This window comes from Streptomyces sp. NPDC048462, assembly GCF_043200175.1.
Lineage (GTDB): Bacteria > Actinomycetota > Actinomycetes > Streptomycetales > Streptomycetaceae > Streptomyces.
On sequence record NZ_JBICXG010000005.1, the window covers coordinates 289,125 to 310,413 of the forward strand.

Below are 21,289 nucleotides of genomic sequence, written 5' to 3' on the forward strand. Positions count from 1 at the left end.
TTGCGGCGGGGGCTTCTGCATGTCCGGACACCTGCATCATGCCCGAGGGCGGGGCTACAGACCACCACCCGCGTTCAGTACCTGCACCAGCTGCCCGTTCGCCGCTTGGACGCGGCCGTCTGCCAGGGCCTCGACGTGGGCGTTGAACCGCTGACCGTCGTCGAGGACGAGCTGCAGTTGCTGGCCGTCGAGGGACAGCGCGCCGCCGGCTGGACCGCCTCGGGCGAGCGCGTTGGCCTGCCCCGTGGTGAACACGGGCTCCGGCTTCCCGGTGCCGTTGTAGGCGAGGTTCATACCGGGCTGCAGGTAGCCGCCGGAGTCGTAGGACCCGGGCTTGAACCCGTAGTGCGATGTGAACAGCTTGTCGTTCCAGCCGCGGGCCCGCGGCCCGACAGTGACGCCGTCGCCTCCCCTCGACTCCACGTTCGTGCCGCCGATCGTGCCCGCGGTGTGGCCAACGCCGGAGTTCGTGATGCCGATCTGGAACGGCGACTTCGCGTTGAGGACCCAGCCGGGCGGGGCCTGCTTCCCGGAGAACGCACCGGTCGCCCAGCGGCGGTGGGGCTTCTGGCCCCGGATCTTCGACTCGATCGCGGACATGAACCCGGAGCAGTCCCACGACGGGTTGCCGTTGCCCGCCCACTGGTACGGCAGGCCGGCCTGTGTCTTGGCCCACCGCAGTGCCGACTGAATTCTTGGGCCGCCGACGCCGCCCGCGCCCTTCTCGTCGGCCTTCTTCGAGTAGCCGAAGAGGCTGTCGAGGATGCTGTTCGGAATCTTGCGGATCATCTGCCCGAAGTCCCCGGAGGCGCCTGGAAACTTGGCGAGGAGCGGGTTGACGACGCCGTTGACCCCTGCTCGCGCGGACGCTTCGAGGCCATCCTTCAGCCACGACGCGCCCTTCTTCACGCCGTCCCATGCGGCAGATCCTGCACCGGCAGCCTTCTTGCCGATCCAGCCGAAGATGCCACCGCTGGCGAAGCGCTGCGTCGTCTCGTTGCCGCCGAGCGCTGGGGCCAGGGCTGCCTTGACGCCGGTCGCACCGCGCGTCGTGGCGATCTTGTTCATCGTGGAGACGAAGCCCGAGCCGACCGCGCGCGTGAATTCGGGCCGCATGATGGCCTCGCCGCCGCTCAACTCCAGCCCGCCGCCGGTCGGGGAGACGAACTTGTGGATGTCCTTCCCCGGGCTGTAGCCGGGCAGGACGCCGCCTGTCGCCCAGCCCTTGGTCTCCATCGGCTTGAGCTTCGGGGCGCCGAACGCCTTCGCAATCAGGTTCCACGTCGGAACAATTCCGCCATTGTACACCTTATCGATCACGAACTTGACTGGGGTCTTAGCGATGTTCTTGACCTGATCCCAGGCCGTCTTGATGAAGCTTTTCGCGTCACCGAAGGAAGTGCCGACGGCCGCGATGCCTTCCTTCATGTTGTCGAATGCAGGCTTGAGTGCCTTTTCCCAAAGCCACTTACCCTTTTCGGCGATCGAGTCGAAGACCGGCTTAGCGTAGTCGTCCCAAAGATCTTGAACCTTCTCGCCCAGGAGCCCAATACCGGCTTTGAAAAGAACCCACGCGGGCTTGATCGTGTCGGTCCACAGCTTGGTCGCCTTGTCGCCGATCCACCCGAAAATCGGCTTGGCGTAGGTGTCCCAGAGCTCTTTGATCTTCGCGGCCAGCAGCCCGGTACCTATCTTGATCAACTCCCAGGCGGGGCTGATCTTCTCGGTCCACAGCGTCGTCGCCGCGTCGCCAATCCACCCGAAGACCGGGCTGAGGATGATGTCCCACAGCCAGGTGGCCACGGCGGCGAGCGCCTGGAAAGCGAGGACGAAGGGGGTGATGAGGATCGTCAGGACGATCGTGGCGAGGATTTGTGCCGCCGCCCCGATGAATCCGAAGACGGGGCTGAGGATGGTGTCCCACAGCCACGTCGCGGCAGCGCCGATCGCCTGGAAGCCAGTGACCAGCGCGCTGAAGATTGGTTTCAGGACGGTGTTCCAGACGAACAGGGCGCCCGTCTGGAGCGCGGACCACACCGTGTCCACGATGTTCCGGAACGTCTCGCAGTTCTGGTACGCGTAGACGATCGCGACGACCAGGGCCAGGATCGCCGTCACGATGAGCCCGATGAGGTTCGCGCGCATCGCCGCGTTCAGGGCGATCGTCTCCCCAGTCATCAGGGCCGTGACGAGACCCGCGGCCATGACAGCGCCCCGCCAGATGCCCATCGCCAGGGCGGCCAGCTTCGCCCCGATCGCGATGGACGCGAACGCCACACCGATCACCGTCAGGACGTTCGTCGGGATGGCGCTGATGCCGGTCGCGAGTGCGTTGATGAACGACTGGGCGGTGCCCGCCATCGGGGCCAGCGCGACACCGAGGTGCAGGACCGCGGCAAGCAGGTTGCCCAGCGTCTCGGCGAGTAGCGGGGCCTGCTCCGAGCTGTACGACAGGAACCGCTCGAACGCGGGCGACCCCTTCAGGTTGCTGCCCCACGTCGCGAAGCGGGCGGTGATCCCCTGCATCGACTGGGAGACGCCATCCATGTGCGGCAGGAAGGCCTGGATGATGCCGGCCATGCCCTTGAAGATGTTGCCGAATGAGACGCCGAGCCCGACAATCGCGGGTTCGACCGAGCCCGCCAGATCCTCCTTGAAGCTCTTCCACCAGGGCGACTTGAAGCCGGCCGACGCCTTGTCCTGCAGCGTTCCGATCGCGCTGGCGGCGGCCAGAACGAACGGTGTCAGGCTCGGGAGCGCGTCCCGCAGGCCGACGAGTGCCCGCGTGAAAATGGGCATGACTTGCGGCTGCAGACTCTCCGACCAGTCCGTGAACGCCGACTTCAATTCCACGAACGCGTCGAATGTGCCACGCGCCGACGGAGTCAACTTGTCCAGTTGCGCCTGGTAGTTGGCCTGCGCCACGGCAGCCTGATCCACGCCCCCGGCCGCAGTCTGCGACGCAGAGGCGATCTGGCGCTGAGCGGTGGAAATCGAGTCCGCCGCCGACGCCTGTGCAGCGGCAAGGGACTCCTGGGCGCTGGCGACCGCGCGCGCGCCGTCCTCCTGGACCTTCGTGACGTTGCGCTGGGACTCGGCAACCTTCTCCTGCGCACCGGCGATGTCCTGCTGGTTCTTGACCTGCAGGCGCGCCGACTCGTCGCGCGCCTTACCGAGCGCCTTCTGCTGGTCGGCAACAGTCTTCTCGGCCTCGGCGATACGCTCCTGCGCGGCCTTGACCAAGTCGGAGCCCTCGATGCCGGCCTTGTCGGCCGTAGCCTTCTCGCCGGCCAGGGCCTTCGTTTCGGCCTGCTGCTCCTTGAGCCGCTGCACCGCCTGGTCGTAGGCGAGCTGGGCGCGCTGCTGCTCGACAACCGTCGCCTTCGAGCCGACCGCCTGCACAGCCTGCAGCCGGTCCCGGGCTTCCTGAACGTCGAGTACCGCATCCCGCTCGGACAGCTGGGCATTCGCGACCCGGTCGGCGAGGGCCGCCAGATCGGCGGCCGCGTCCTTGCGGGCCTGCGTCAGGTCCACCTGCGCCTGGCGGGCACTGCGCTGAGAGTCGGCGAGCGAGTCCTCTGCCTGTGACACCCGCTCAGCAGCGTCACGCTGCCGGTCTGCGGCCTGCTGCACAGCATCGGCAAGCGCCTTCCTCGACGTCTTCACCTGCTGAGCGGCCTGCACGCTCGCCTCGGCCGACGACCGGACAGCATCAGCGACCGACTGCTCGGCCTGGTCGATCTGCCGGGCCGCGTTGCGGTGCGCGGACGCCAACGCCTGCTGTGCGCCCGCCATCTGCAGGGCCTTTGCCGCGCCCTGCCCGGTGGACTGGGCGCCCTTCAGCGTGGCGGCGCTGGCAGCGTCCTGGGCAGCCTTCTGCGCCTGCAACGCACCACCGATGTCCTTCAGGGCGGGAAGGGCGACCGCGGCCACCGCACCGAGGCCGACACCAGCAGCCACACCAGCAGCCGCCACCGCACCGAGGCCGGCCGCCACGACCGGCAGAGCAGGCAGGATCGCCGGGCCGAACGCCGCCGCCGCCGTCACCAGCAAGCCGAAGCTACGGATCGTCGGATCAACCCGCACATTGACGTCCCGGCCGTCGAGTGCGTCGATCTCCGCACGGAGCGCCGCCAGTTGGGCCGTGGCCGCGGCGGTGTTCATGCGGACCGAGATGTCCGGGTGGGACGTGCCGAGGCGGGTCAGTTCCCGCTCAAGCTCATCGATCTGGCGCCGGGCCGTGACCGCATCCACATCGATCCCGACACGCTGACCCGTCAACGTCTCCAACTGGACGCGAAGCGCCCGGATATCGGCGTCCGCCTCGGTCGTGTCCGCGTCGATGTCGATGTCCGGGAGCGCGGCCAGGGCGGCCTGTACCCGGCGGCGGAACATCGTCCCGAACGCCCCACCCGCCTCGTTGCCCTGCTGCGTAGCCGAGCCGCGCGCAGCTGCACCGCCCTGCCGGATGCCCTGGGTCAACGAACCCCGGACCTGCGCCGCGATGCGGGCAGCGATCTGCTGCCCGAGCTGCTGGCCGATGCGCGCGGCCACCGTGTCGTCAACGGCACCCGACATTGCCGGGCCGAACGACCGCCCAGCGGCGCGGCCGGCATCGTCACCGGCCCGTGTAGCCGCAGGCACCAACGCACCACGCAAGCGGTTGTAGATGCCATTCGTGTTCGGGATGACGTCGACTTCGACGGATCCCACAGAGATCGCCATAGCTGCCCCTTCCGGCAGGCTCTGGCGCGGGCCCTGAAAGGTCAGATGGTGGTGCAGTCAGTAGGACTTGATCGGGCGAGCCCGCGGCTCTCTCGGCGGGTGCCGGGTTACCCCCTCCCCGGCTGCCTGGCCATCGGAGCCGTATACACGCTGTTCTCGGCTACGGGTCTGGGGAGTTTGGATCTTGGGCTGCGGATCGCCTCCCGCAGCCCACTCCCGTTGGGCTGCCTCCCAGGCGATGCGGCCGAAGTAGTGGACCTGCACCGGGTCGTCGAGGTCCTCGGACCACTGCTCTGGCCGGTACTCGGCCAGCCAGCCCGGCAGGTCGCCGGAGCGCTCACGGACGCGGCGCCGGCTCACCCGGTCCGCCCCCACCGAGCAAGGGCCGCCTTGCGGGCCTGCGACGAGCGGGCCCGGCCGTCGGTGTCCTCCTGCTCCTCGTCGTCCGGCAGCTTCAGCGCCGACAGCAGCCGGGCGACAAGAGCGCGATGCTGACGCAACTCCTGCACCAGAGGGTTCGCGACCTCCTGCCCCATGGAGCCCTTCACCAACAGCGGCGCGTCCAGCAGCGCGACATGCATGCGCTCGATGAGGTCCACCTCCCGGCACGCGTCGCCGAGGATGCGCAGCTCGTCGACGCGCAGCTCGAACACCTCTCCGATCTCCTGCCACAAGGTCATGCCCTGCGGGCCGAGCCCCTCGGGCGGTTCGTTCAGAGCCATCACAGCCCCCTTTCCAGGGTCCGGAAAACACAGCGCGGCCAGCACGCACAAAGTCGAGAGCTATACGGTCCGATGAAAAAGACCAGGTGGGGGGCGGGGTACCGCCCCACCCCGCCCCGGATGCGCCTCGGCCGCCCGGCCGGAGCAGAGCCGTCCGAGGCGGTCGACAGCAGCGCGGGGACGCCCTCCATGGACTTGTGCGCTGCTGCCGAGTCGTTGGGTCACGCTGCTGTCGTCTCACCATCGAGCGGCTGCGAGGCGAGCGCTTCGGCCTGGTAGTGGGACACCTCACCCAGCCCGTCCGGCGTGCCGATGCCGTACTGCATGGCCTGCTGCATCCGCCACACCGCGTCGTCCGTGTCGGGCAGGTCCCGCATCGCCTGCAGCGTCTCGGCTTCGCTCGGCTTGTCGGCGACGTACTGCTGCACGACTCCCGCCCACACCGGGTCGCCGCTGTAGTCGGCCGCCCTGGAGGCGATCGCCTTGGCGAGCGTGGCGTCTCCATCGCGCTCGGCCCGCCACATGGTGCGCAGCGCTTCGTCCGCAGTCTCGATGCGGGCGGCCCGGTCGGCTGCGTCGCGCCGGCTGATGGCTGCGTTGGGGTCGACGGTGAAGCCGTCGTTGCCGAAGAGCTTCCGTTCGAGCTTGCGCCGCTCGCGACCGATGTTCTCGGTCTCCTGCGTCCGCGCCTCCTCGATGGCCGTCTTCGCTTCGAGGTAGGCGCGGGCGAGCATGGTGCGCTTCGCCGCGTCCGTGAGGTTGCGCTTGCCGTTGATGGCGGCGGCCTTGTTGGCGAGAGCCTGGCGGATCTGTTCGGGGGTCATGACGGGTTCCCTTCGATGGTGGCGACGATGTTGTTGAAGGCGCGGCGCTCCTGTGCGAAGCCGCGGATCTGCTCGACGACGTCGGCCTTCTGCTCGGAGGTGAGCAGGCCGTCGACGATGGATGCGAGGGTCATCACGGCGAGTTCGGCGGTGGCCGCGGTCTGGATGACGGGAGTGCTGGCGAGGTGGCTGGCGAGGGTGTCGCGGTCGCCGGTGAGGGCGGCGGCGGCCACGTCGTAGGCAAGTAGCTCAAGGTCGGTCACGACGACTCCTTGTCCCAGCGGCGCATCTTCGCGGCGTGCCGGGCCTGCAGTCCGTGCTGGCGGCGCTCGGCGAGCTCGGCGCGGCGCCGCTTCTTCTGCTCGATCTTGCGGCGGGCCTCGCTTATGCGGGCCTGCACGGCGAGCTCGACCTGGGAGGTCATGCCGCCTCCTTGTTGCTGTGGTCGAGGAGTCGCTGAACGGTGTCGGCGATCTCCGGCAAGTTGTGGTCGCGGGCGGCGTCTCGAAGCTGCTCCATGCCGGTCCGGTCAAGCAGCACGTCGGGCCGGCCGTCGGCGTCGACGATGGGGATGCTGTCGACGCCGAGGCGGGCCACCAGGGCCCGGAATGCTGCGGCGCTGAACGGGTCACTCATGCTGACCCCTCTCGTTGGTTGCGGTAACTGATGGCTGGCTAGGTGATGAGCGGGCGGGGCTGCTTCTTCCTGCTGCCGCTTTTGTCTTGGTCTGCGTCACTGCCGGAAGAGTGGCGGGTGGTGGGTTGTGGTGGGTTTTCCGAAACTCACTACGCGTGCGCATATGGAGAGAAACCGGGGGACCCACCACAACCCACCACTTCCGCAGGTCAGGGGCTTTCGTCCTCCTCGTTTCCGGCGAGCATCAGGCCGAGCCAGACGGCCCCAACGCTGGTGTCCTTCTTGCTGAAGTCGCGGGCCCGCATCGAGGCCGCGAACGTGACCGCGTTGCCGATCTCCTCGGACCCGATCCCGTTGCCATGGCACCAGTTGGACCAGGCGGTGAAGAGCTCTCCCGAGCGCACTCGGCCGTGTGGCGAGTCGATGGTGCGGTCCTTCAGGAAGCGGCCGAGCGCGTCGCTCTCCTCGCGGTACTCCTCGGTTTTCACTCGGACGGCCTCGGGCGGGTTGAGCCCCTGCCCCTGGTAGTCCAGCCAGCCCGCGTACACCCAGGCGAGTACGGCGGGCGCAGCTGCCTTCAGCCGCTCGGGCAGCCCGCCGTCCCGCTCGTTCTCCGGGATGACGACGTCGAACGGAACGACGAGGATGCGGCGCCACACCGCCGGGTCGTCGCCGGACACGGCGGGCAGGTGGTTGGTCAGCATGATGAGCGTGTGGGACGGGTCGAACGTGATCGGGTTCTTGTGCATCAGGTTCGCCTCGATGGGGTCGCCGCCGACGAGCCGCTTCATGGTGGCTTCGGCGAACTTGCGGCCCTTCTCCGTCTCGGAGCAGAAGGCCAGCCGGGCACCGCGTAGCCGCATCTTGAACGCGCCGTGCCGCTCGTGCTTGGACTCCATGAGCAGCGAGGGGTCCACCTCGATGGCATAGTCCCCGAACGCGGCCATGACCGCGTCACGGATGGTGCCCTTGCCGTTCGCCCCGGTACCGGTGAAGATCGGCATGACGTGCTCGGTCTGCTTGCCGAGCATCGCGTAGCCGAAGAGCCGCTGGACGAACGACCGAACGTCCGGATCGGGCAGGATCCGTTCCAGGAACCGTTCCCATTCGGTGTCCAGCTCGGCTCCGATGGGTCCGCCGGCCACCTTCGTGATGAGGTCGTCGCGGTTGTTCTCGGCGATCGTTCCGCCCTGCAGGTCGACCGTGCCGCCCGGGGTGTTGAACAGGTACGGGTCGGCGTCGAGCGCCCGGGATGCGGCGGAGACGGGCCGCAGCGCTGCGGCCAGCTTCAGCATGCCCTCGATGCCGGACGCGCTCTCGGACTTGCGCACATCGGCGTACAGCTCGTCGCGTTCCTTGGTGGCCGGCATGTCGAGGACGTCGGCCAGCGCGCGCTTCGTGGTGTTGATGGCGGCCTCGATGTCGACGCGCTCTTCGTCCGCCTTCCAGCGGGCGCCGTCCCACTGGTGCCAGCCGATGCCGTGGACGTGCCGCAGGTCGAGGGCGTGTTCCTCGATGAACCGTTCGGCCATGCGCAGGTGGCCGCGGTGGGACTGGCGGGGTACCGGCACGACGGCCAGGCGCGGGGCCTGGGGTACGGGGCGCAGGTGCGGCTCGTTCACGCTGCCTCCTTCCTGCGTTGCTGCTCGGCGAGGATGTCGCGGAATGCCTTGTCGCAGGCTTCGGCGGTGGCTCGCTGCCAGAGAGGTTGATGGGGGGCCAGTGCTCGGGTGAGGCTGGCGCCGATGTCGTCGCCGTACTTCCGCCACATCTCGGCGAACGCGACCAGGCCGGCCATCTTGCGGGGGTCCTCCGGGGGGAGCGCCCGCCACTCGGGCGAGCCGTAGTTGAAGTAGTCGCCCTGGGCGTACCGGTTCTTCGCGGCGGCCCAGTAGTCCCGGATGACCGCTTCAGGTTCCGTCTCCGGCTTGGCCTGCGCTACGGTGAGGCGAGCGCCCACCGCGCGAGTTTCAGGAAACGCCCCGGATACCCGCCGGGGCGTTTCTGCGTTCCTGGTCATGCGGCCTTCCGCCCTCCGGCCTGCTCGGCGTCGTAGGCGTCGATGTCCTCCCAGCGGGCCCGCAGGTACTTGCCCATGCGGAACATCAGGGGGCCGACGAAGGTCTGCGTGTGGTGCCAGCGGCGGACAGTCGCCTGCGGGACGCCGTAGTGCTCGGAGAGTTCGGGGACGGTGGCCAGTGGCCTACGCATCGCGCCTCCAGATCATTAAGTGCTTTCAAGGAACATTTAGTGCCATGAAAGTGCGTTGCGTTCGATGGTGCCCCATCGTTGCGTGTTCCGCAAGCGGCCCTTAGTGTTCCCCTATGGAACATTCGGATGGAGCTGACCCCGTTGCAGTGATCGCCCAACGCGTGAAGGAGGTGCGCGGCCGTAAGGGATTCACTGCCCAACAGCTGGCCGACAAACTGAGAGACAAGACCGGTCTCAACTGGGATCGGGCCACGGTCACCAAGCTGGAAACCGGGCGGCGTCAGACGATCACCGTTGTCGAGCTGCTGGCCCTGGCGCGCGTGCTCGACGTCGCCCCCGTGAACCTGCTCGTACCGCTCGACGACCGACCGTTCGCCGTCACGGCGAAGGAGTCGGTTGCAGCGAATCGGGTTCGTGCATGGGTGCGGGGAGAAAGCCCGCTTTCAGGGACCGACCAACGCATCTTCCGGAGCGAGGTGCCCATCGACGAGCTGCCTGTTCCCGGCCGGCTCACGGCTCAGGGGCGGGCGTTCGTGGACCAGGAACGAGAGAAGCACCGGGCTGCGACGGGCCGGGATCTCGACGACAACGCACTGCTCAACCGGATGTTCGGTGCGACAGAACGAGAGGAAGGGCCGGATGGCGAGCATCAAGAAGAGACCGAACGGTAAGTATCGGGCGCGGTACCGGGATGCGGCGGGCCGCGAGCACGCCCGGCACTTCGCCCGGAAGGTTGACGCGCAGCGCTGGCTCGACGAGGAGACGGCAAGCCTGGTGACAGGGCAGTACGTCGATCCCAAGTCGCGGAAGGTTACGGTCGACGAATGGTGCGACCGATGGGTCGCTGGCTACGCGGCGAAGCGCACGTCGACGGTGCGACAGGCGAAGGTGCACTTGGCTCGGATCCGCAAGGAGTTCGGACCCCTGCCGGTCGGCAGCATCAAGCCCAGCATGGTGAAGTCGTGGCTGGCCCGTCTGGCGAAGGAGGGGCGGAAGCCGTCGTACATCTTCGCCCTGCACAACCGCCTGTCCCAGGTGATGACGGACGCCGTGCATGACGGCATCGTCTCGTCGAACCCGTGCTCCCGGCGGACCAGTCCCGGCGGCGGGAAGCCGCGGCCCTACGTCGCCACCACCGATCAGGTGTGGCAGCTGTATGACGCGTTCGGTGAGAAGTACCAGCTGGCCGTTCTCCTCGCTGCGTTCGCCGGCCTGCGCGTCGGGGAAGTCTGCGGACTCCGGCGTACCGACATCGAGTTCGACGTCCGGGAGATCCGGCCCGCGGTGCAGTACCCGGCCGAACCGCTCAAGACCGAGATGAGCCAGGAGTTCATCCCGATCCCGGACGCACTTGTGGGTGAGCTCCCGCGCCCGGCGGACGGCGGCCCGGTCACGGTACTGATTCACGATGGTGGCGAGCAGGTGAGCACCTGGGCGATCGAGCGGAGGATGCGAGCGGTCCGGGGGGATGTCCCGGGGCTTCCGTCGGAGTTCCGCTTCCATGACCTGCGGCACTACTACGCCTCGCTGCTCATCGCCTCGGGCGCGGACGTCAAGGTGGTGCAGCACCGGCTGCGGCACTCGTCGGCGAAGACCACGCTGGACACATACGGTCACCTGTGGCCCGACTCGGACGAGTCGACCAGGAGCGCCGTCGAGGCGGTCATGGTGGGCAAGATCAAAAAAACTGCGGACCCCTTGCGGACTGACAAGGGGTCCGCAGCGCGAACCTACAGCTCAGAAGCTGATTGATCTTTACAGATCAAAGTACAGCTCGAACTCGTGCGGGTGCGGGCGCAGCTGGATCGGGGCGATCTCGTTCGTGCGCTTGAAGTCGATCCACGTCTCGATCAGGTCGGGCGTGAAGACGCCGCCCGCGAGGAGGTACTCGTGGTCCGCCTCGAGGGCCTCGAGGACGGCCGGGAGGGACGTCGGGACCTGCTGGACGTTGGCGTGCTCCTCGGGAGCCAGCTCGTAGAGGTCCTTGTCGATCGGCTCCGGCGGCTCGATCTTGTTCTTCACGCCGTCCAGGCCGGCCATCAGGAGGGCCGAGAAGGCGAGGTACGGGTTGGACGACGGGTCCGGGGCGCGGAACTCGACGCGCTTGGCCTTCGGGTTGGAGCCCGTGATCGGGATGCGCATCGCGGCGGAGCGGTTGCGCTGCGAGTAGACCATGTTGACCGGGGCCTCGAAGCCGGGGACCAGGCGGTGGTAGGAGTTCACCGTCGGGTTGGTGAACGCCAGCAGCGACGGGGCGTGCTTCAGGATGCCGCCGATGTAGTAGCGCGCCATGTCCGAGAGGCCCGCGTAGCCCTGCTCGTCGTAGAACAGCGGGTCGCCGCCGGCCCACAGGGACTGGTGGACGTGCATGCCCGAGCCGTTGTCGCCGAAGATCGGCTTCGGCATGAAGGTCGCGGTCTTGCCGTTCCGCCAGGCGACGTTCTTCACGATGTACTTGAAGAGCATCAGGTCGTCGGCCGCGGCGAGCAGCGTGTTGAACTTGTAGTTGATCTCGGCCTGGCCGGCCGTGCCGACCTCGTGGTGCTGGCGCTCGACCTGGAGGCCGTTCTTGTCCAGCTCCAGGGAGATCTCGGCACGCAGGTCGGCGAAGTGGTCCACCGGCGGGGTCGGGAAGTAGCCGCCCTTGTAGCGGACCTTGTAGCCGCGGTTGTTCTCCTCCGACCCGGTGTTCCAGGCGCCGGCCTCGGAGTCGATGTGGTAGAAGCTCTCGTTCGCCGACGTCTGGAAGCGGACGTTGTCGAAGACGTAGAACTCGGCCTCGGGGCCGAAGTACGCGGTGTCCGCGAAACCGGTGGAGGCCAGGTACGCCTCCGCCTTCTTGGCCACGTTCCGCGGGTCACGGCTGTACTGCTCGCCGGTGATCGGGTCGTGGATGAAGAAGTTGATGTTGACGGTCTTGTCGCGGCGGAAGGGGTCGACACGGGCGGTCGACAGGTCCGCGCGGAGCGCCATGTCGGACTCGTGGATGGCCTGGAAGCCGCGGATCGACGAGCCGTCGAAGGCGAGCTCCTCGGTCGGGTCGAAGACCGCCGCCGGGATGGTGAAGTGCTGCATCACACCGGGCAGGTCGCAGAACCGGACGTCGATGAACTTGACGTCTTCGTCGGCGATGTACTTCTTCACGTCGTCGGCGTTCTGGAACATCCAACTCCTCCTACTCCCGACCCGGGCGGGACGGGGTTGCAGCTCGTTGTGCGGCCAGTGCGGTGGCACACGCTGGACCCGACCATAGGCAGACCGGATTTCTCAAGCATGACCCATTTGTTTCGCCGAAGTTAACCGGGCCGGGTGTGAGCAGCGCCTCGTGACCGCGCGGTGACTGGTTCCGAGCGGGTTCTGGGCAGGTTTCGGACGGGTTTCCCGGCGGTGCCGGAAAGCGCCTGTTCCACCCGCCCGGCAGCGGGCTCACGGGCGCGCAGTACCGTGGTCGGGTGGACAACAGGCAAGCAATCGGATCGTGGCTCTCCGGGCCGCGTGCGGCCGCCGAGGACATGGGCGCCGACTTCGGGTACCGGGGCAAGCGGCTCGGGCTTCCCGAGCAGGGCCCCGGGGCCGTGGCGCCGCTCGGTCGCCGTTTCGGCGCGATCTTCATCGACTGGGCCCTGTGCATGGTGATCGCATACGGGCTGTTCGCTCGCGGTGACCAGCAGGCGGCCGGCAACTGGGCGGTGGGGATCTTCCTCGTACTGAGCCTGCTCACCGTCGGGACCATCGGCCGCACGCCCGGCAAGCGCGTCACGGGCATCAGGGTCGTCGCCGAAGGCGGCGGACGGCTGGGTCTCGGGCGGGTGCTGGTGCGCACGGTGCTGCTGTGCCTGGTGATCCCGGCCCTGGTCTGGGACCGCGACGGCCGGGGGCTGCACGACCGGGTGGCCCGCGCCGTCCAGATCCGCGGCTGAGACGGCGGACAACGCAGGCCAAGCACGCGAAGAGGGCGGGTCACGAACACCTGGTTCGTGACCCGCCCTCTTGAGCGTCGTATTCCGTCTCCGTGCGCCGTCAGCGCATCTTTCCGCCGCGCGGCATCCGCATGCCCTTCGGCATCGGGCCCTTCGGCAGCGGCATGTTGCTCATCAGGTCGCCCATCGCGCGCAGCCGGTCGTTGGCCGCGGTCACCTGCGGGCCGGTCAGGACGCGCGGCAGCTTCAGCATCTTGGTGCGCACCTTCTTCAGCGGCACCTGGCCCTCGTCGTTGCCGACGATGATGTCGTGCACGGGTACGTCGACCACGATGCGGGCCATCTTCCTCTTCTCGGCCGCGAGCAGGGACTTCACCCGGTTCGGGTTGCCCTCCGCCACCAGCACGATGCCCGCCTTGCCCACGGCGCGGTGTACGACGTCCTGGCTGCGGTTCATCGCGACCGCGGGGGTCGTGGACCACCCCCGGCCCACGCGGTCCAGGACGGCCGCCGCAGCGCCCGGCTGGCCCTCCATCTGCCCGAAGGCGGCCCGCTCGGCACGCCGTCCGAAGACGATCGCCATCGCGAGGAGGGCGAGCACGAAGCCCAGGATGCCCACGTAGATCGGGTGGTTGATCAAGAAACCGATCGCGAGGAGGACACCGAAGGTGACGATTCCCACACCCGCGACGACAAGACCGATCTTCGAGTCGGTCCGCCTGGTCATCTTGTAGGTCAGGGCGATCTGCTTGAGCCGCCCCGCGTTCTCGGCGCTGTCCGCGCCTTCAGTGGATTTTGCCTTCCTCGCCATGCAATGAAGTTTACGTGGCCTAAGAACGGTGCTCGGCCACGGCCTCCAGTACGGACTCGGACTCGACCCGGTCCTTGGCCCGGCGGCGGTCCTCCAGGACCGCCGTCCAGGCGTTGCGACGGGCCGTGGCCTGGCCGCTGCTCAGCAGCAGCGACTCGACGGCGCGGAGGGCATTGGTGACGGTCGGAATGGCTGTGGCGCGTACCGGCGCGGCCTGCATCGTGGAAGTCCCCTCGGAACGGATGCGCGGACTGAGCGGCGCTCAGTGGGCGGACTGTGTTGCGCGGACTGGATACGGAAGCTGCGTGGACAGCGGCGGCGAAGCCACTGCGCTGCGTGCATCCAGGGTCACTGCTCGGTGTTACCAGCGCATGACCGGTCGGTCAAACACCAATGAAACCTTGATGGCGGCGCCGCGCACGTCGGCGCGGCCCATCCGCGCCTCCGACCTGCGAGGAGCGGACGGGCCGCGTCGAATCAGCTATTACTTTTCAGTAGCTTCTTGTGCCCGGTTTCACACGGGCGCCGGCTACGCGGTGGGCGCCGTGGCAGCGGCGCCGCGCCGCTCCATGGCCTGCTGGAAGAGCCGGCCCGCGCGGTACGAGGAACGGACCAGCGGCCCGGACATCACGCCGGAGTAGCCGATCGCGTCGGCCTCGTCCTTGAGCTCCACGAACTCGTGCGGCTTCACCCAGCGCTCGACCGGGTGGTGGCGCGGGGTCGGCCGCAGGTACTGCGTGATCGTGATGAGCTCGCAACCCGCGTCGTGCAGGTCCCGCAGGGCCTGGCTGACTTCCTCGCGGGTCTCGCCCATGCCGAGGATCAGGTTGGACTTGGTGATCAGACCGGCCTCGCGGGCCCGGGTGATGACCTCCAGGGAACGCTCGTACCGGAAGCCGGGGCGGATCCGCTTGAAGATCCGCGGCACCGTCTCCACGTTGTGCCCCAGCACCTCGGGGCGCGAGGCGAAGACCTCGGCGAGCTGCGCGGGCTCGGCGTTGAAGTCGGGGATCAGCAGCTCCACCTTGGTGTGGCCGCCCTCCCGCTCCGCCGTCTGCGCGTGGATCTGGCGCACGGTCTCCGCGTACAGCCAGGAACCGCCGTCCTCCAGGTCGTCGCGGGCGACGCCGGTGATGGTGGCGTAGTTCAGGTCCATCGTGACGACGGACTCACCGACGCGGCGGGGCTCGTCCCGGTCCAGCGCCTCGGGCTTGCCCGTGTCGATCTGGCAGAAGTCGCAGCGCCGGGTGCACTGGTCGCCGCCGATGAGGAAGGTGGCCTCGCGGTCCTCCCAGCATTCGAAGATGTTGGGGCAGCCCGCCTCCTGGCACACCGTGTGCAGACCCTCGCTCTTCACGAGCTTCTGCAGCTGGTTGTACTCGGGGCCCATCTTCGCCCGCGTTTTGATCCACTCGGGCTTCCGCTCGATGGGGGTCTGGCTGTTCCGGACCTCAAGGCGCAGCATCTTGCGCCCGTCGGGTGCGACAGCGGACACTCCGGCACTCCCCTTTGCTATCACTGCATTGGATTCTTCGGCGAACACCAGGGTACGCCCGTAGTTCATACGGCTTTACGTCTGGCCAACCTGTGGCCGGCAGGGCCTATTCCCGGAGCGGTACTCCGAGCGTCATGCCGTGGCCACGGCATCGGCCGGGCGCTCGATGACGCGCGGAGCGAGCTCGGCGTTCTCCAGGACGTCCCGCAGGTGCCTCTCGACGACCGGGAGCACGTCCGTGATCGTGAGGTCGCGGCCCAGCTCGTACGCCAGTGAGGTGACGCCCGCGTCCCGGATGCCGCACGGCACGATCCGGTCGAACGAGGTGTTGTCCGGGTTCACGTTGAGCGCGAAACCGTGCATCGTCACGCCCTTGGCGACCCGGATGCCGATCGCGGCCAGCTTGCGGTCCTCGCGGCGCTGGCCGGCGTTGGACGGGGCGTACTCGGGGCCGTTCAGCCGGGCGTCGAACTCCTCGTCCTGGAGCCTGGGATCGAAGTCGAGCGAGAGGCCGCCGATCGACGGGCGCTGCTCGACCGGGTCCCCGAGCACCCAGACACCGCTGCGGCCCTCGACCCGGCTGGTCGCCACCCCGAACTCGGCGGCCGTACGGATCAGCGCCTCCTCCAGCCGGCGGACGTGCGCGACGACGTCGACCGGGCGCGGCAGCTTCTGGATCGGGTAGCCGACCAGCTGGCCCGGCCCGTGCCAGGTGATCTTGCCGCCGCGGTCCACGTCGATGACCGGTGTGCCGTCCAGGGGGCGCTCGCTGTCGGCGGTGCGCCGGCCGGCCGTGTAGACGGGTGGGTGCTCCAGCAGCAGGCAGGTGTCGGGGACGGTGTCCTCAAACCGTGCCGCGTGCACCTCGCGCTGCTTCTGCCAGGCCTCCTGGTAGTCGACGGATTCCTCGCCGAATCCCAGACGGACGAACCGAAGCTCAGTCACGGCAGCAGCCTTTCTCCTTGCGGTGCCGGGAGCCGGGGGTGCCCCGTCGCCACGTCACCATGCACCGAATCGCGCCTCCCGCAACTGTACGACCGGCCGCCCGGGACCGGCCGGGCAGGTGGTTCACGTCAGCTTCTCCGCAATCCTCACACGATCGGATGAATGTGAAGCGAAGGCGGCCGAGGTCGCCCCGGAGGCCGCTAAATTCGCGCCGTTCCATAAGGGCTGCCCGCCCGGCCCCGAAGGCAGGAGACCGTACAGCTGATGTCGGAACGACCTCCGCAGCGCACGCCCAACCGCCGACTCGCCTCGCTCATCACCGAAGCCGGCTTCTCCAACGCCGGCCTCGCCCGCCGGGTGGACCAGCTCGGCCTCGAACACGGCCTGGACCTGCGGTACGACAAGACCTCCGTGACCCGCTGGCTGCGCGGACAGCAGCCGCGCGGGACCACCCCGGCCCTGATCGCGGAGGTCTTCACCCGGCGGCTCGGGCGCAGACTCTCCGCCCAGGACCTGGGTCTGGACGCCTGCGCACCCGTCTACGCGGGCCTGGAGTTCGCCGCAACGCCCGCCGAGGCGGTCGACATCGTCAGCGGACTGTGGCGCAAGGACTCCGGCAGCCATGCGGAGCTGCGGAAGATCGCCTTCACCCCGGCAGGCCTGGTCGTCCCCAGCCGGGACTGGCTGATCGGCCGGGCGGACGAGTGGGTGGCGCGCGGCGGCTACGGCACCGGAGTGAACGGGCACCCCGGGAGCGCCGGGCTCGCCGGCGCTCTCGGCGCGGTCCCCGAACAGGGCGGGCCCCCCGCCCCCGGCGGCCGCCCCGGTCCGCGGGGGCCCCTGCCGCCCCGGCCGCCCGGCCCGCCGGTGGCCCACGGCCTGCCGGGCGCCCTCGTCCCGCCGGGGACGCCGCACGCGCCGGGCGGCGGCCCGGGTGCTCCGGGCGTCCCCCGGCAGCGGCAGACCGACCGGGGCTCGGGCCAGAAGGTCAGCAGCGGCGACGTCGCCGCGCTCAGGTCGGTCGCCGAGCTCTTCCGCACCCTCGACAACGCCTACGGCGGGGGCCACGCCCGCCAGGCCCTGGTGCGGTACCTGGAGCACGAGACGGAACCGATGCTGCGCGGCACCTACGGCGAGGCCACCGGCCGCCGGCTGTTCGCCGCCGCCGCCGACCTGACCCGCCTCGCGGGCTGGACCTCGTACGACATCGCCGCGCACGGGCTGGCCCAGCGGTACTTCGTGCAGTCCTTACGGCTGGCCCAGGCCGCCGGGGACCGGGCCTACGGCAGCTACGTACTGATCACCATGAGCCGGCAGGCCGTCTACCTCGGGCACGGCCGGGAGGCGGTGCAGCTGGCGCGCGTCGCCCAGCAGGGCATCGGCTCGGCGGCGCCGAACGCGGTTCTGGCCCTGCTGCACGCGGTCGAGGCGCGCGGGCACGGGGTGCTCGGAGAGGCCAAGGCCTGCGTGGCGTCGCTGGCGCGGGCCGAGCGGGCGCTGGAGGTCTCCCGGCCCGGGGACGAAGTGCCGCACTGGGCGCGCTACTTCGACGAGGCCCAGCTCGCCGACGAGTTCGGGCACTGCCACCGGGACCTCCAGCAGTACCGGGCCGCCGCCCAGCACGCGGAGCGCTCGCTGCAGCTGCGGGCCCCCGCGTACGCCCGCAGCCGGCTGTTCTGCCGGGTGGTGCTCGCCTCCGCGCGGCTCGGGCTCGGGGAGCTCGACCAGGCCTGCCGGCTGGGCGCGGAGGCCGCTCAGCAGGCCGCCGAGATGCGATCGGTGCGCGCCACCGAGTACGTACGGGACTTCGAGCGCCGCCTCGAACCGTTCCGGGACGCCGCCCCCGTACGCGGCTACCGGGAGCGGGTAGCCGCACTCGGGTGAGAGCGGCCCGGCTCCCGGGCCTCAGGCCGCCTCCGGGAGCGCGGCGGTGCTTCCGGGCCCGCGCCGTACGCCCAGGTCGGTGAGGATCGCCTCGGCCGCCCGGCGGGCCGAGGACAGCGCGCCCTGGACCGTGCTCGTGTCGCGGTGGTCGCCGCACACGTACAGCCCCGCGAGCAGCCGGACCTGACGGTGGGGGTCGTGCGGGGCCGCCATCGCGGGCACCGCCTCCGGGTCGTGGTGGACGGCGAGCAGTTCCCAGTCGTCGGTCGGCGTGCCGTGCAGCACGGCGAGGTGGGCCAGGACCGCGCGGTCCAGCTCGGGCGGCGGGGTGCCGAGCACCGTCGAGCTGACCAGCGTCCGGCCGTGCGGGGCGCGCGCCGGGTCGACCTCGCTCATCACCGCGGTGTGCGCGACCGGACCCGAGCGGTCGGCGTCCAGCACCAGTGACGCACCGGTCGGCGGGGGAGCGGGGGCGGTGTGGTGAAGCACCGTCACCGGGTGGAAGGACGGCACCCGCAGACCGGGCAGCAGTTCGGCGGCGGCGCCCGCGCCGGTGGCCAGCAGCAGTGAGCGGCAGCCCAGTTCGCCGTGCTCCTTGGTGCGCACCGAGGTGATGTCGGCGGCCGTGACGTGCACGCCCGTGCGCACCGTGCCGGGCGGCAGCGCCGCCGCCAGCAGCTCGGGCAGGGTGCCCGAACCCCCCGACGGTACGCAGAGCCTGCCGCTCGCGTAGTCGCGCAGCGCGAGATCGGCGCACCGGCTGGACGTGGTCAGCGCGGGGTCGCTGAGCAGCGCGGTGAGCAGCGGGCGCACGAAGCCGTTGAGCGTACGGGGGGACAGGCCTCGGCCGGACAGGGCCTCCAGCGCGGTCCGTTCGGGCCTGGCCAGCACACGGGCCCGGGGGGTGGCGGCGAGCCGGGACAACGCCGCGCCGAGCCTGGCCTGTTCGATCGCGCCGCCCATGGCCCCGGTGATGGCCCCGCCGAGCGGCGCCCTGGGGGCACTCGCGAGGGCGCGCGCTGCCTTGAGTGCGCCGCGGGCGTTGCGCGCGCCCCGGGTGCTCCGTATCCCGCCGGTGCGCTGGCGGCGGCCCTCGCTGTGGACGAGCACGCCGGGGGAGAAGTTCCGCAGGACGAGTTCGTCGAGCCCGGGTGTCGCGTACAGCTCCGGGTAAGAGGTGTTGAGGAGCGGGCCGATGAGGTCGAGCCGGAATCCGTCCACCTCCTCGGTCATCATCCGGCCGCCGACCCGGGGGCCGGCCTCCAGGACGCTGACGCTCACTCCCGCGCTGGTCAGCTGGTGAGCCGCTGCCAGGCCGGCGATGCCGGCCCCGATGATGACGACGTCCGCGTGGTGTGCCGTGCTGAGCACGTGCCCTCCCCGAGTCGGCGCGATTGGTGGGAGGGTTTTGCCCTCAACAGGCCACCGAAATGCGCGAGTTCGGCATGAGGCTAGAAGCTCGGCCGGTTATCGGCGCAGTCGCGCGCACCGGGGCACCGGTGCAACGGGGTCGCACATTCGTCTGAATCGGTCTACGGGTGGGGTTCCTGGCGTCGCTGGGGCTCGCGGGACCCGCCGCGGCCGGGCTGTCGGCGGGTTCGCCGCCGTGGTTCGCGCGCGGCCGGATCAGCGCAGTGCCGCGCGGATGGCGGCGTCGATCCCGGGGAAGGCGAACGAGAACCCCGCGTCCAGCAGCCGCCCCGGCAGCACCCGCTGACTGCCCAGCACATCCCCGGCGAAGTCGCCCAGGGCGATCCGCAGCGCCGGCGCGGGCGCGGTGAAGAGTGTCGGCCGGCGCAGCACCCGGCCCATCGCCGCCGTCACCTCGCCGTTGGTGACGGGGTCGGGGCCGGTCAGGTTCACCGCCCCGGACAGCTCCGGGGTGTCGAGGATGTGCCGCATGGCCGCGATGTGGTCGTGCAGCGCGATGAAGCTCCAGTACTGCCGCCCGTTGCCCATCCGCCCGCCGAGCCCCGCCCGGAAGAGCGGGAACAGCCGTCCCCAGGCGCCGCCCTCGCGGGCGACGACCAGTCCGGTGCGGGCGTGCACGGTCCGTACCCCCGCCTCCTCGGCGGCGGCCGTGGCCTCTTCCCACTCCACGCACACCGACGACAGGAACCCGTCGCCGGGCGGGGCGCTCTCGTCGACCGCCCGGTCGCCGGTGTCGCCGTAGAAGCCGATCGCGGAACCGGCCAGCAGCACATTCGGCGGGGTGTCCAGCGAGGCGACGGCCTCCGCGATCGCGGCGGTGCCCAGCACCCGGCTGTCCCGGATCTCGCGCTTGTACGCCTCGGTCCAGCGGTGGTCGCCCACCCCGGCCCCGGCGAGATGGACGACCGCGTCGCAGCCCACCAGCCCGGCCACGTCGACGTAGCTGCGCTTCGGGTCCCACTCCACCTCGTCGCCCGACCGGGCCGGGTGCCGGACCAGCCGGACCACCTCGTGCCCGTCGGCCCGCAGGGAGCGCACCAGGGCCGCTCCGATGAGTCCAGTCGATCCGGTGACGGCGATACGGGAGTGCGGCATGGGGCCATCCTGCCGCACCCGACGCCCGGAAGGGGCGTGGCACAGTTGCGCGCATGTCCGAGATCCACGCCCACCCGGCCCATTCCGTCCGCCTCTCGGCCGCCTCCGACGAGGCCGCGCTCGGCGAACTCGACCGCGCCACCTGGTCGACGCTGCACGCCGTGTCGCCCCGGCCGCAGCCCCCGTACGCCCCGTTCTTCGACGACGCCCACCGGCCGCTGGACTTCCTGGTGGCCGAGGTGCGGGACGCGGCCGGTGGGACTCGGCTGGCCGGGTACACCAGGCTGGTCCCGCCGACCCCGCTGGCCTGCAATGCGCACGTACGCCAGATACAGGGCCTGGCCGTGGCCGACTGGGCCCGCGGCCGGGGGATCGCCAGGGCGCTGCTGCGGGCGGCGACGGCGGCGGCGCGCGACCAGGGCGCGAACCGGATGACCCTGCGGGTACTCGGGCACAACGCGCCCGCGCGTGCGCTGTACGAGTCGGAGGGCTTCGCCGTCGAGGGAGTGCTGCCCGGTGAGTTCTTCCTGGCCGGCCGCTACGTCGACGACGTGCTGATGGGGCGCTCGCTCGCCCCCTGAGCGGCGCGC

General features: G+C 69.9%; 21 protein-coding genes. 5 read left to right on the plus strand and 16 right to left on the minus strand.

Annotated features, from left to right (window positions below):
* Positions 1-54: 54 nt before the first annotated feature.
* The 9 genes from ACGFU6_RS12215 to ACGFU6_RS12255 all read right to left on the minus strand — a co-directional run bounded on the left by ACGFU6_RS12215 (position 55) and on the right by ACGFU6_RS12255 (position 9,118).
* A complete protein-coding gene (locus ACGFU6_RS12215) occupies positions 55-4,725 on the minus strand; it encodes a hypothetical protein (RefSeq protein WP_393610130.1) in 4,671 nt (1,556 codons plus the stop codon).
* 356 nt (positions 4,726-5,081) lie between these two features.
* Positions 5,082-5,447: a hypothetical protein gene (locus ACGFU6_RS12220; protein WP_393610131.1), complete on the minus strand. Its 366-nt coding sequence runs from the start codon at positions 5,445-5,447 to the stop codon at positions 5,082-5,084.
* 221 nt (positions 5,448-5,668) lie between these two features.
* Positions 5,669-6,271, minus strand: coding sequence for a hypothetical protein (locus tag ACGFU6_RS12225; protein WP_393610132.1), 603 nt, complete (start codon positions 6,269-6,271; stop codon positions 5,669-5,671).
* A complete protein-coding gene (locus ACGFU6_RS12230) occupies positions 6,268-6,534 on the minus strand; it encodes a hypothetical protein (protein ID WP_393610134.1) in 267 nt (88 codons plus the stop codon). Before ACGFU6_RS12230 ends, ACGFU6_RS12225 begins: the two co-directional genes overlap by 4 nt.
* Positions 6,531-6,695: a hypothetical protein gene (locus tag ACGFU6_RS12235; protein WP_393610136.1), complete on the minus strand. Its 165-nt coding sequence runs from the start codon at positions 6,693-6,695 to the stop codon at positions 6,531-6,533. Before ACGFU6_RS12235 ends, ACGFU6_RS12230 begins: the two co-directional genes overlap by 4 nt.
* Positions 6,692-6,907, minus strand: coding sequence for a hypothetical protein (locus tag ACGFU6_RS12240; RefSeq protein WP_393610138.1), 216 nt, complete (start codon positions 6,905-6,907; stop codon positions 6,692-6,694). The genes ACGFU6_RS12235 and ACGFU6_RS12240 overlap by 4 nt, the downstream gene beginning before the upstream one ends.
* A 209-nt stretch (positions 6,908-7,116) precedes the next feature.
* Positions 7,117-8,529, minus strand: a complete 1,413-nt coding sequence (locus ACGFU6_RS12245) for a phage/plasmid primase, P4 family (RefSeq protein ID WP_393610140.1) — start codon at positions 8,527-8,529, stop codon at positions 7,117-7,119.
* Positions 8,526-8,867, minus strand: coding sequence for a hypothetical protein (locus ACGFU6_RS12250; protein WP_393610142.1), 342 nt, complete (start codon positions 8,865-8,867; stop codon positions 8,526-8,528). Before ACGFU6_RS12250 ends, ACGFU6_RS12245 begins: the two co-directional genes overlap by 4 nt.
* A 56-nt stretch (positions 8,868-8,923) precedes the next feature.
* Positions 8,924-9,118 (minus strand): DNA-binding protein, encoded by a 195-nt coding sequence (locus ACGFU6_RS12255; protein WP_393610144.1) that lies wholly within the window; start codon positions 9,116-9,118, stop codon positions 8,924-8,926.
* Between the two features lie 113 nt (positions 9,119-9,231).
* On the opposite strand from ACGFU6_RS12255, the gene ACGFU6_RS12260 reads away from it, so the two are divergent.
* Positions 9,232-9,789: a helix-turn-helix domain-containing protein gene (locus ACGFU6_RS12260; protein ID WP_393610145.1), complete on the plus strand. Its 558-nt coding sequence runs from the start codon at positions 9,232-9,234 to the stop codon at positions 9,787-9,789.
* Positions 9,758-10,870 (plus strand): tyrosine recombinase XerC, encoded by a 1,113-nt coding sequence (gene xerC / locus ACGFU6_RS12265; protein ID WP_393610147.1) that lies wholly within the window; start codon positions 9,758-9,760, stop codon positions 10,868-10,870. Before ACGFU6_RS12260 ends, xerC begins: the two co-directional genes overlap by 32 nt.
* Before the next feature lie 3 nt (positions 10,871-10,873).
* On the opposite strand, the gene glnA is transcribed toward xerC, so the two are convergent.
* Positions 10,874-12,283, minus strand: coding sequence for a type I glutamate--ammonia ligase (glnA, locus tag ACGFU6_RS12270; RefSeq protein ID WP_393610148.1), 1,410 nt, complete (start codon positions 12,281-12,283; stop codon positions 10,874-10,876).
* A 287-nt stretch (positions 12,284-12,570) separates the two neighbouring features.
* On the opposite strand from glnA, the gene ACGFU6_RS12275 reads away from it, so the two are divergent.
* Positions 12,571-13,038, plus strand: coding sequence for an RDD family protein (locus tag ACGFU6_RS12275; protein WP_393610150.1), 468 nt, complete (start codon positions 12,571-12,573; stop codon positions 13,036-13,038).
* Positions 13,039-13,138: 100 nt separating this feature from the next.
* Here ACGFU6_RS12275 and ACGFU6_RS12280 read toward each other — a convergent pair whose 3' ends face one another.
* From ACGFU6_RS12280 to lipB, 4 genes are all read right to left on the minus strand, one after another.
* A complete protein-coding gene (locus ACGFU6_RS12280; RefSeq protein WP_073735670.1) occupies positions 13,139-13,849 on the minus strand; it encodes a DUF4191 domain-containing protein in 711 nt (236 codons plus the stop codon).
* Positions 13,850-13,868: 19 nt separating this feature from the next.
* Positions 13,869-14,069: a hypothetical protein gene (locus ACGFU6_RS12285; protein ID WP_123526484.1), complete on the minus strand. Its 201-nt coding sequence runs from the start codon at positions 14,067-14,069 to the stop codon at positions 13,869-13,871.
* A gap of 309 nt (positions 14,070-14,378) precedes the next feature.
* Positions 14,379-15,344, minus strand: a complete 966-nt coding sequence (gene lipA / locus ACGFU6_RS12290; protein ID WP_393610152.1) for a lipoyl synthase — start codon at positions 15,342-15,344, stop codon at positions 14,379-14,381.
* A 132-nt stretch (positions 15,345-15,476) separates the two neighbouring features.
* The gene (lipB, locus tag ACGFU6_RS12295) at positions 15,477-16,289 is read right to left on the minus strand and encodes a lipoyl(octanoyl) transferase LipB (protein ID WP_393610154.1); all 813 of its coding nucleotides are present in this window, start codon (positions 16,287-16,289) and stop codon (positions 15,477-15,479) included.
* A 264-nt stretch (positions 16,290-16,553) separates the two neighbouring features.
* On the opposite strand from lipB, the gene ACGFU6_RS12300 reads away from it, so the two are divergent.
* Entirely contained in the window at positions 16,554-18,173 is a 1,620-nt protein-coding gene (locus ACGFU6_RS12300; RefSeq protein WP_393610155.1) for a regulator, read from the plus strand.
* A 21-nt stretch (positions 18,174-18,194) separates the two neighbouring features.
* Here ACGFU6_RS12300 and ACGFU6_RS12305 read toward each other — a convergent pair whose 3' ends face one another.
* Together ACGFU6_RS12305 and ACGFU6_RS12310 are read right to left on the minus strand one after the other, a co-directional pair.
* Positions 18,195-19,544 carry an NAD(P)/FAD-dependent oxidoreductase gene (locus ACGFU6_RS12305; protein ID WP_393610157.1) on the minus strand — a complete coding sequence of 450 codons (1,350 nt, stop codon included), beginning with the start codon at positions 19,542-19,544 and terminating at the stop codon, positions 18,195-18,197.
* Between the two features lie 255 nt (positions 19,545-19,799).
* Positions 19,800-20,699, minus strand: coding sequence for a TIGR01777 family oxidoreductase (locus tag ACGFU6_RS12310; protein ID WP_393610159.1), 900 nt, complete (start codon positions 20,697-20,699; stop codon positions 19,800-19,802).
* Between the two features lie 53 nt (positions 20,700-20,752).
* On the opposite strand from ACGFU6_RS12310, the gene ACGFU6_RS12315 reads away from it, so the two are divergent.
* On the plus strand, positions 20,753-21,280 hold the full coding sequence (locus ACGFU6_RS12315) for a GNAT family N-acetyltransferase (protein ID WP_393610161.1): 528 nt from the start codon (positions 20,753-20,755) through the stop codon (positions 21,278-21,280).
* The last annotated feature ends 9 nt before the right edge of the window (positions 21,281-21,289 follow it).

Bases quoted from the DNA above. Each gene is read 5' to 3' on its own strand.
- ACGFU6_RS12260 (WP_393610145.1), top strand. From the start codon at position 9,232: ATGGAACATTCGGATGGAGCTGACCCCGTTGCAGTGATCGCCCAACGC.
- ACGFU6_RS12235 (WP_393610136.1), bottom strand. From the start codon at position 6,695: ATGACCTCCCAGGTCGAGCTCGCCGTGCAGGCCCGCATAAGCGAGGCC.
- ACGFU6_RS12255 (WP_393610144.1), bottom strand. From the start codon at position 9,118: ATGCGTAGGCCACTGGCCACCGTCCCCGAACTCTCCGAGCACTACGGC.
- ACGFU6_RS12240 (WP_393610138.1), bottom strand. From the start codon at position 6,907: ATGAGTGACCCGTTCAGCGCCGCAGCATTCCGGGCCCTGGTGGCCCGC.
- ACGFU6_RS12220 (WP_393610131.1), bottom strand. From the start codon at position 5,447: ATGGCTCTGAACGAACCGCCCGAGGGGCTCGGCCCGCAGGGCATGACC.
- ACGFU6_RS12300 (WP_393610155.1), top strand. From the start codon at position 16,554: ATGTCGGAACGACCTCCGCAGCGCACGCCCAACCGCCGACTCGCCTCG.
- ACGFU6_RS12215 (WP_393610130.1), bottom strand. From the start codon at position 4,725: ATGGCGATCTCTGTGGGATCCGTCGAAGTCGACGTCATCCCGAACACG.
- ACGFU6_RS12280 (WP_073735670.1), bottom strand. From the start codon at position 13,849: ATGGCGAGGAAGGCAAAATCCACTGAAGGCGCGGACAGCGCCGAGAAC.
- ACGFU6_RS12285 (WP_123526484.1), bottom strand. From the start codon at position 14,069: ATGCAGGCCGCGCCGGTACGCGCCACAGCCATTCCGACCGTCACCAAT.
- ACGFU6_RS12225 (WP_393610132.1), bottom strand. From the start codon at position 6,271: ATGACCCCCGAACAGATCCGCCAGGCTCTCGCCAACAAGGCCGCCGCC.
- ACGFU6_RS12315 (WP_393610161.1), top strand. From the start codon at position 20,753: ATGTCCGAGATCCACGCCCACCCGGCCCATTCCGTCCGCCTCTCGGCC.
- xerC (WP_393610147.1), top strand. From the start codon at position 9,758: ATGGCGAGCATCAAGAAGAGACCGAACGGTAAGTATCGGGCGCGGTAC.
- ACGFU6_RS12310 (WP_393610159.1), bottom strand. From the start codon at position 20,699: ATGCCGCACTCCCGTATCGCCGTCACCGGATCGACTGGACTCATCGGA.
- glnA (WP_393610148.1), bottom strand. From the start codon at position 12,283: ATGTTCCAGAACGCCGACGACGTGAAGAAGTACATCGCCGACGAAGAC.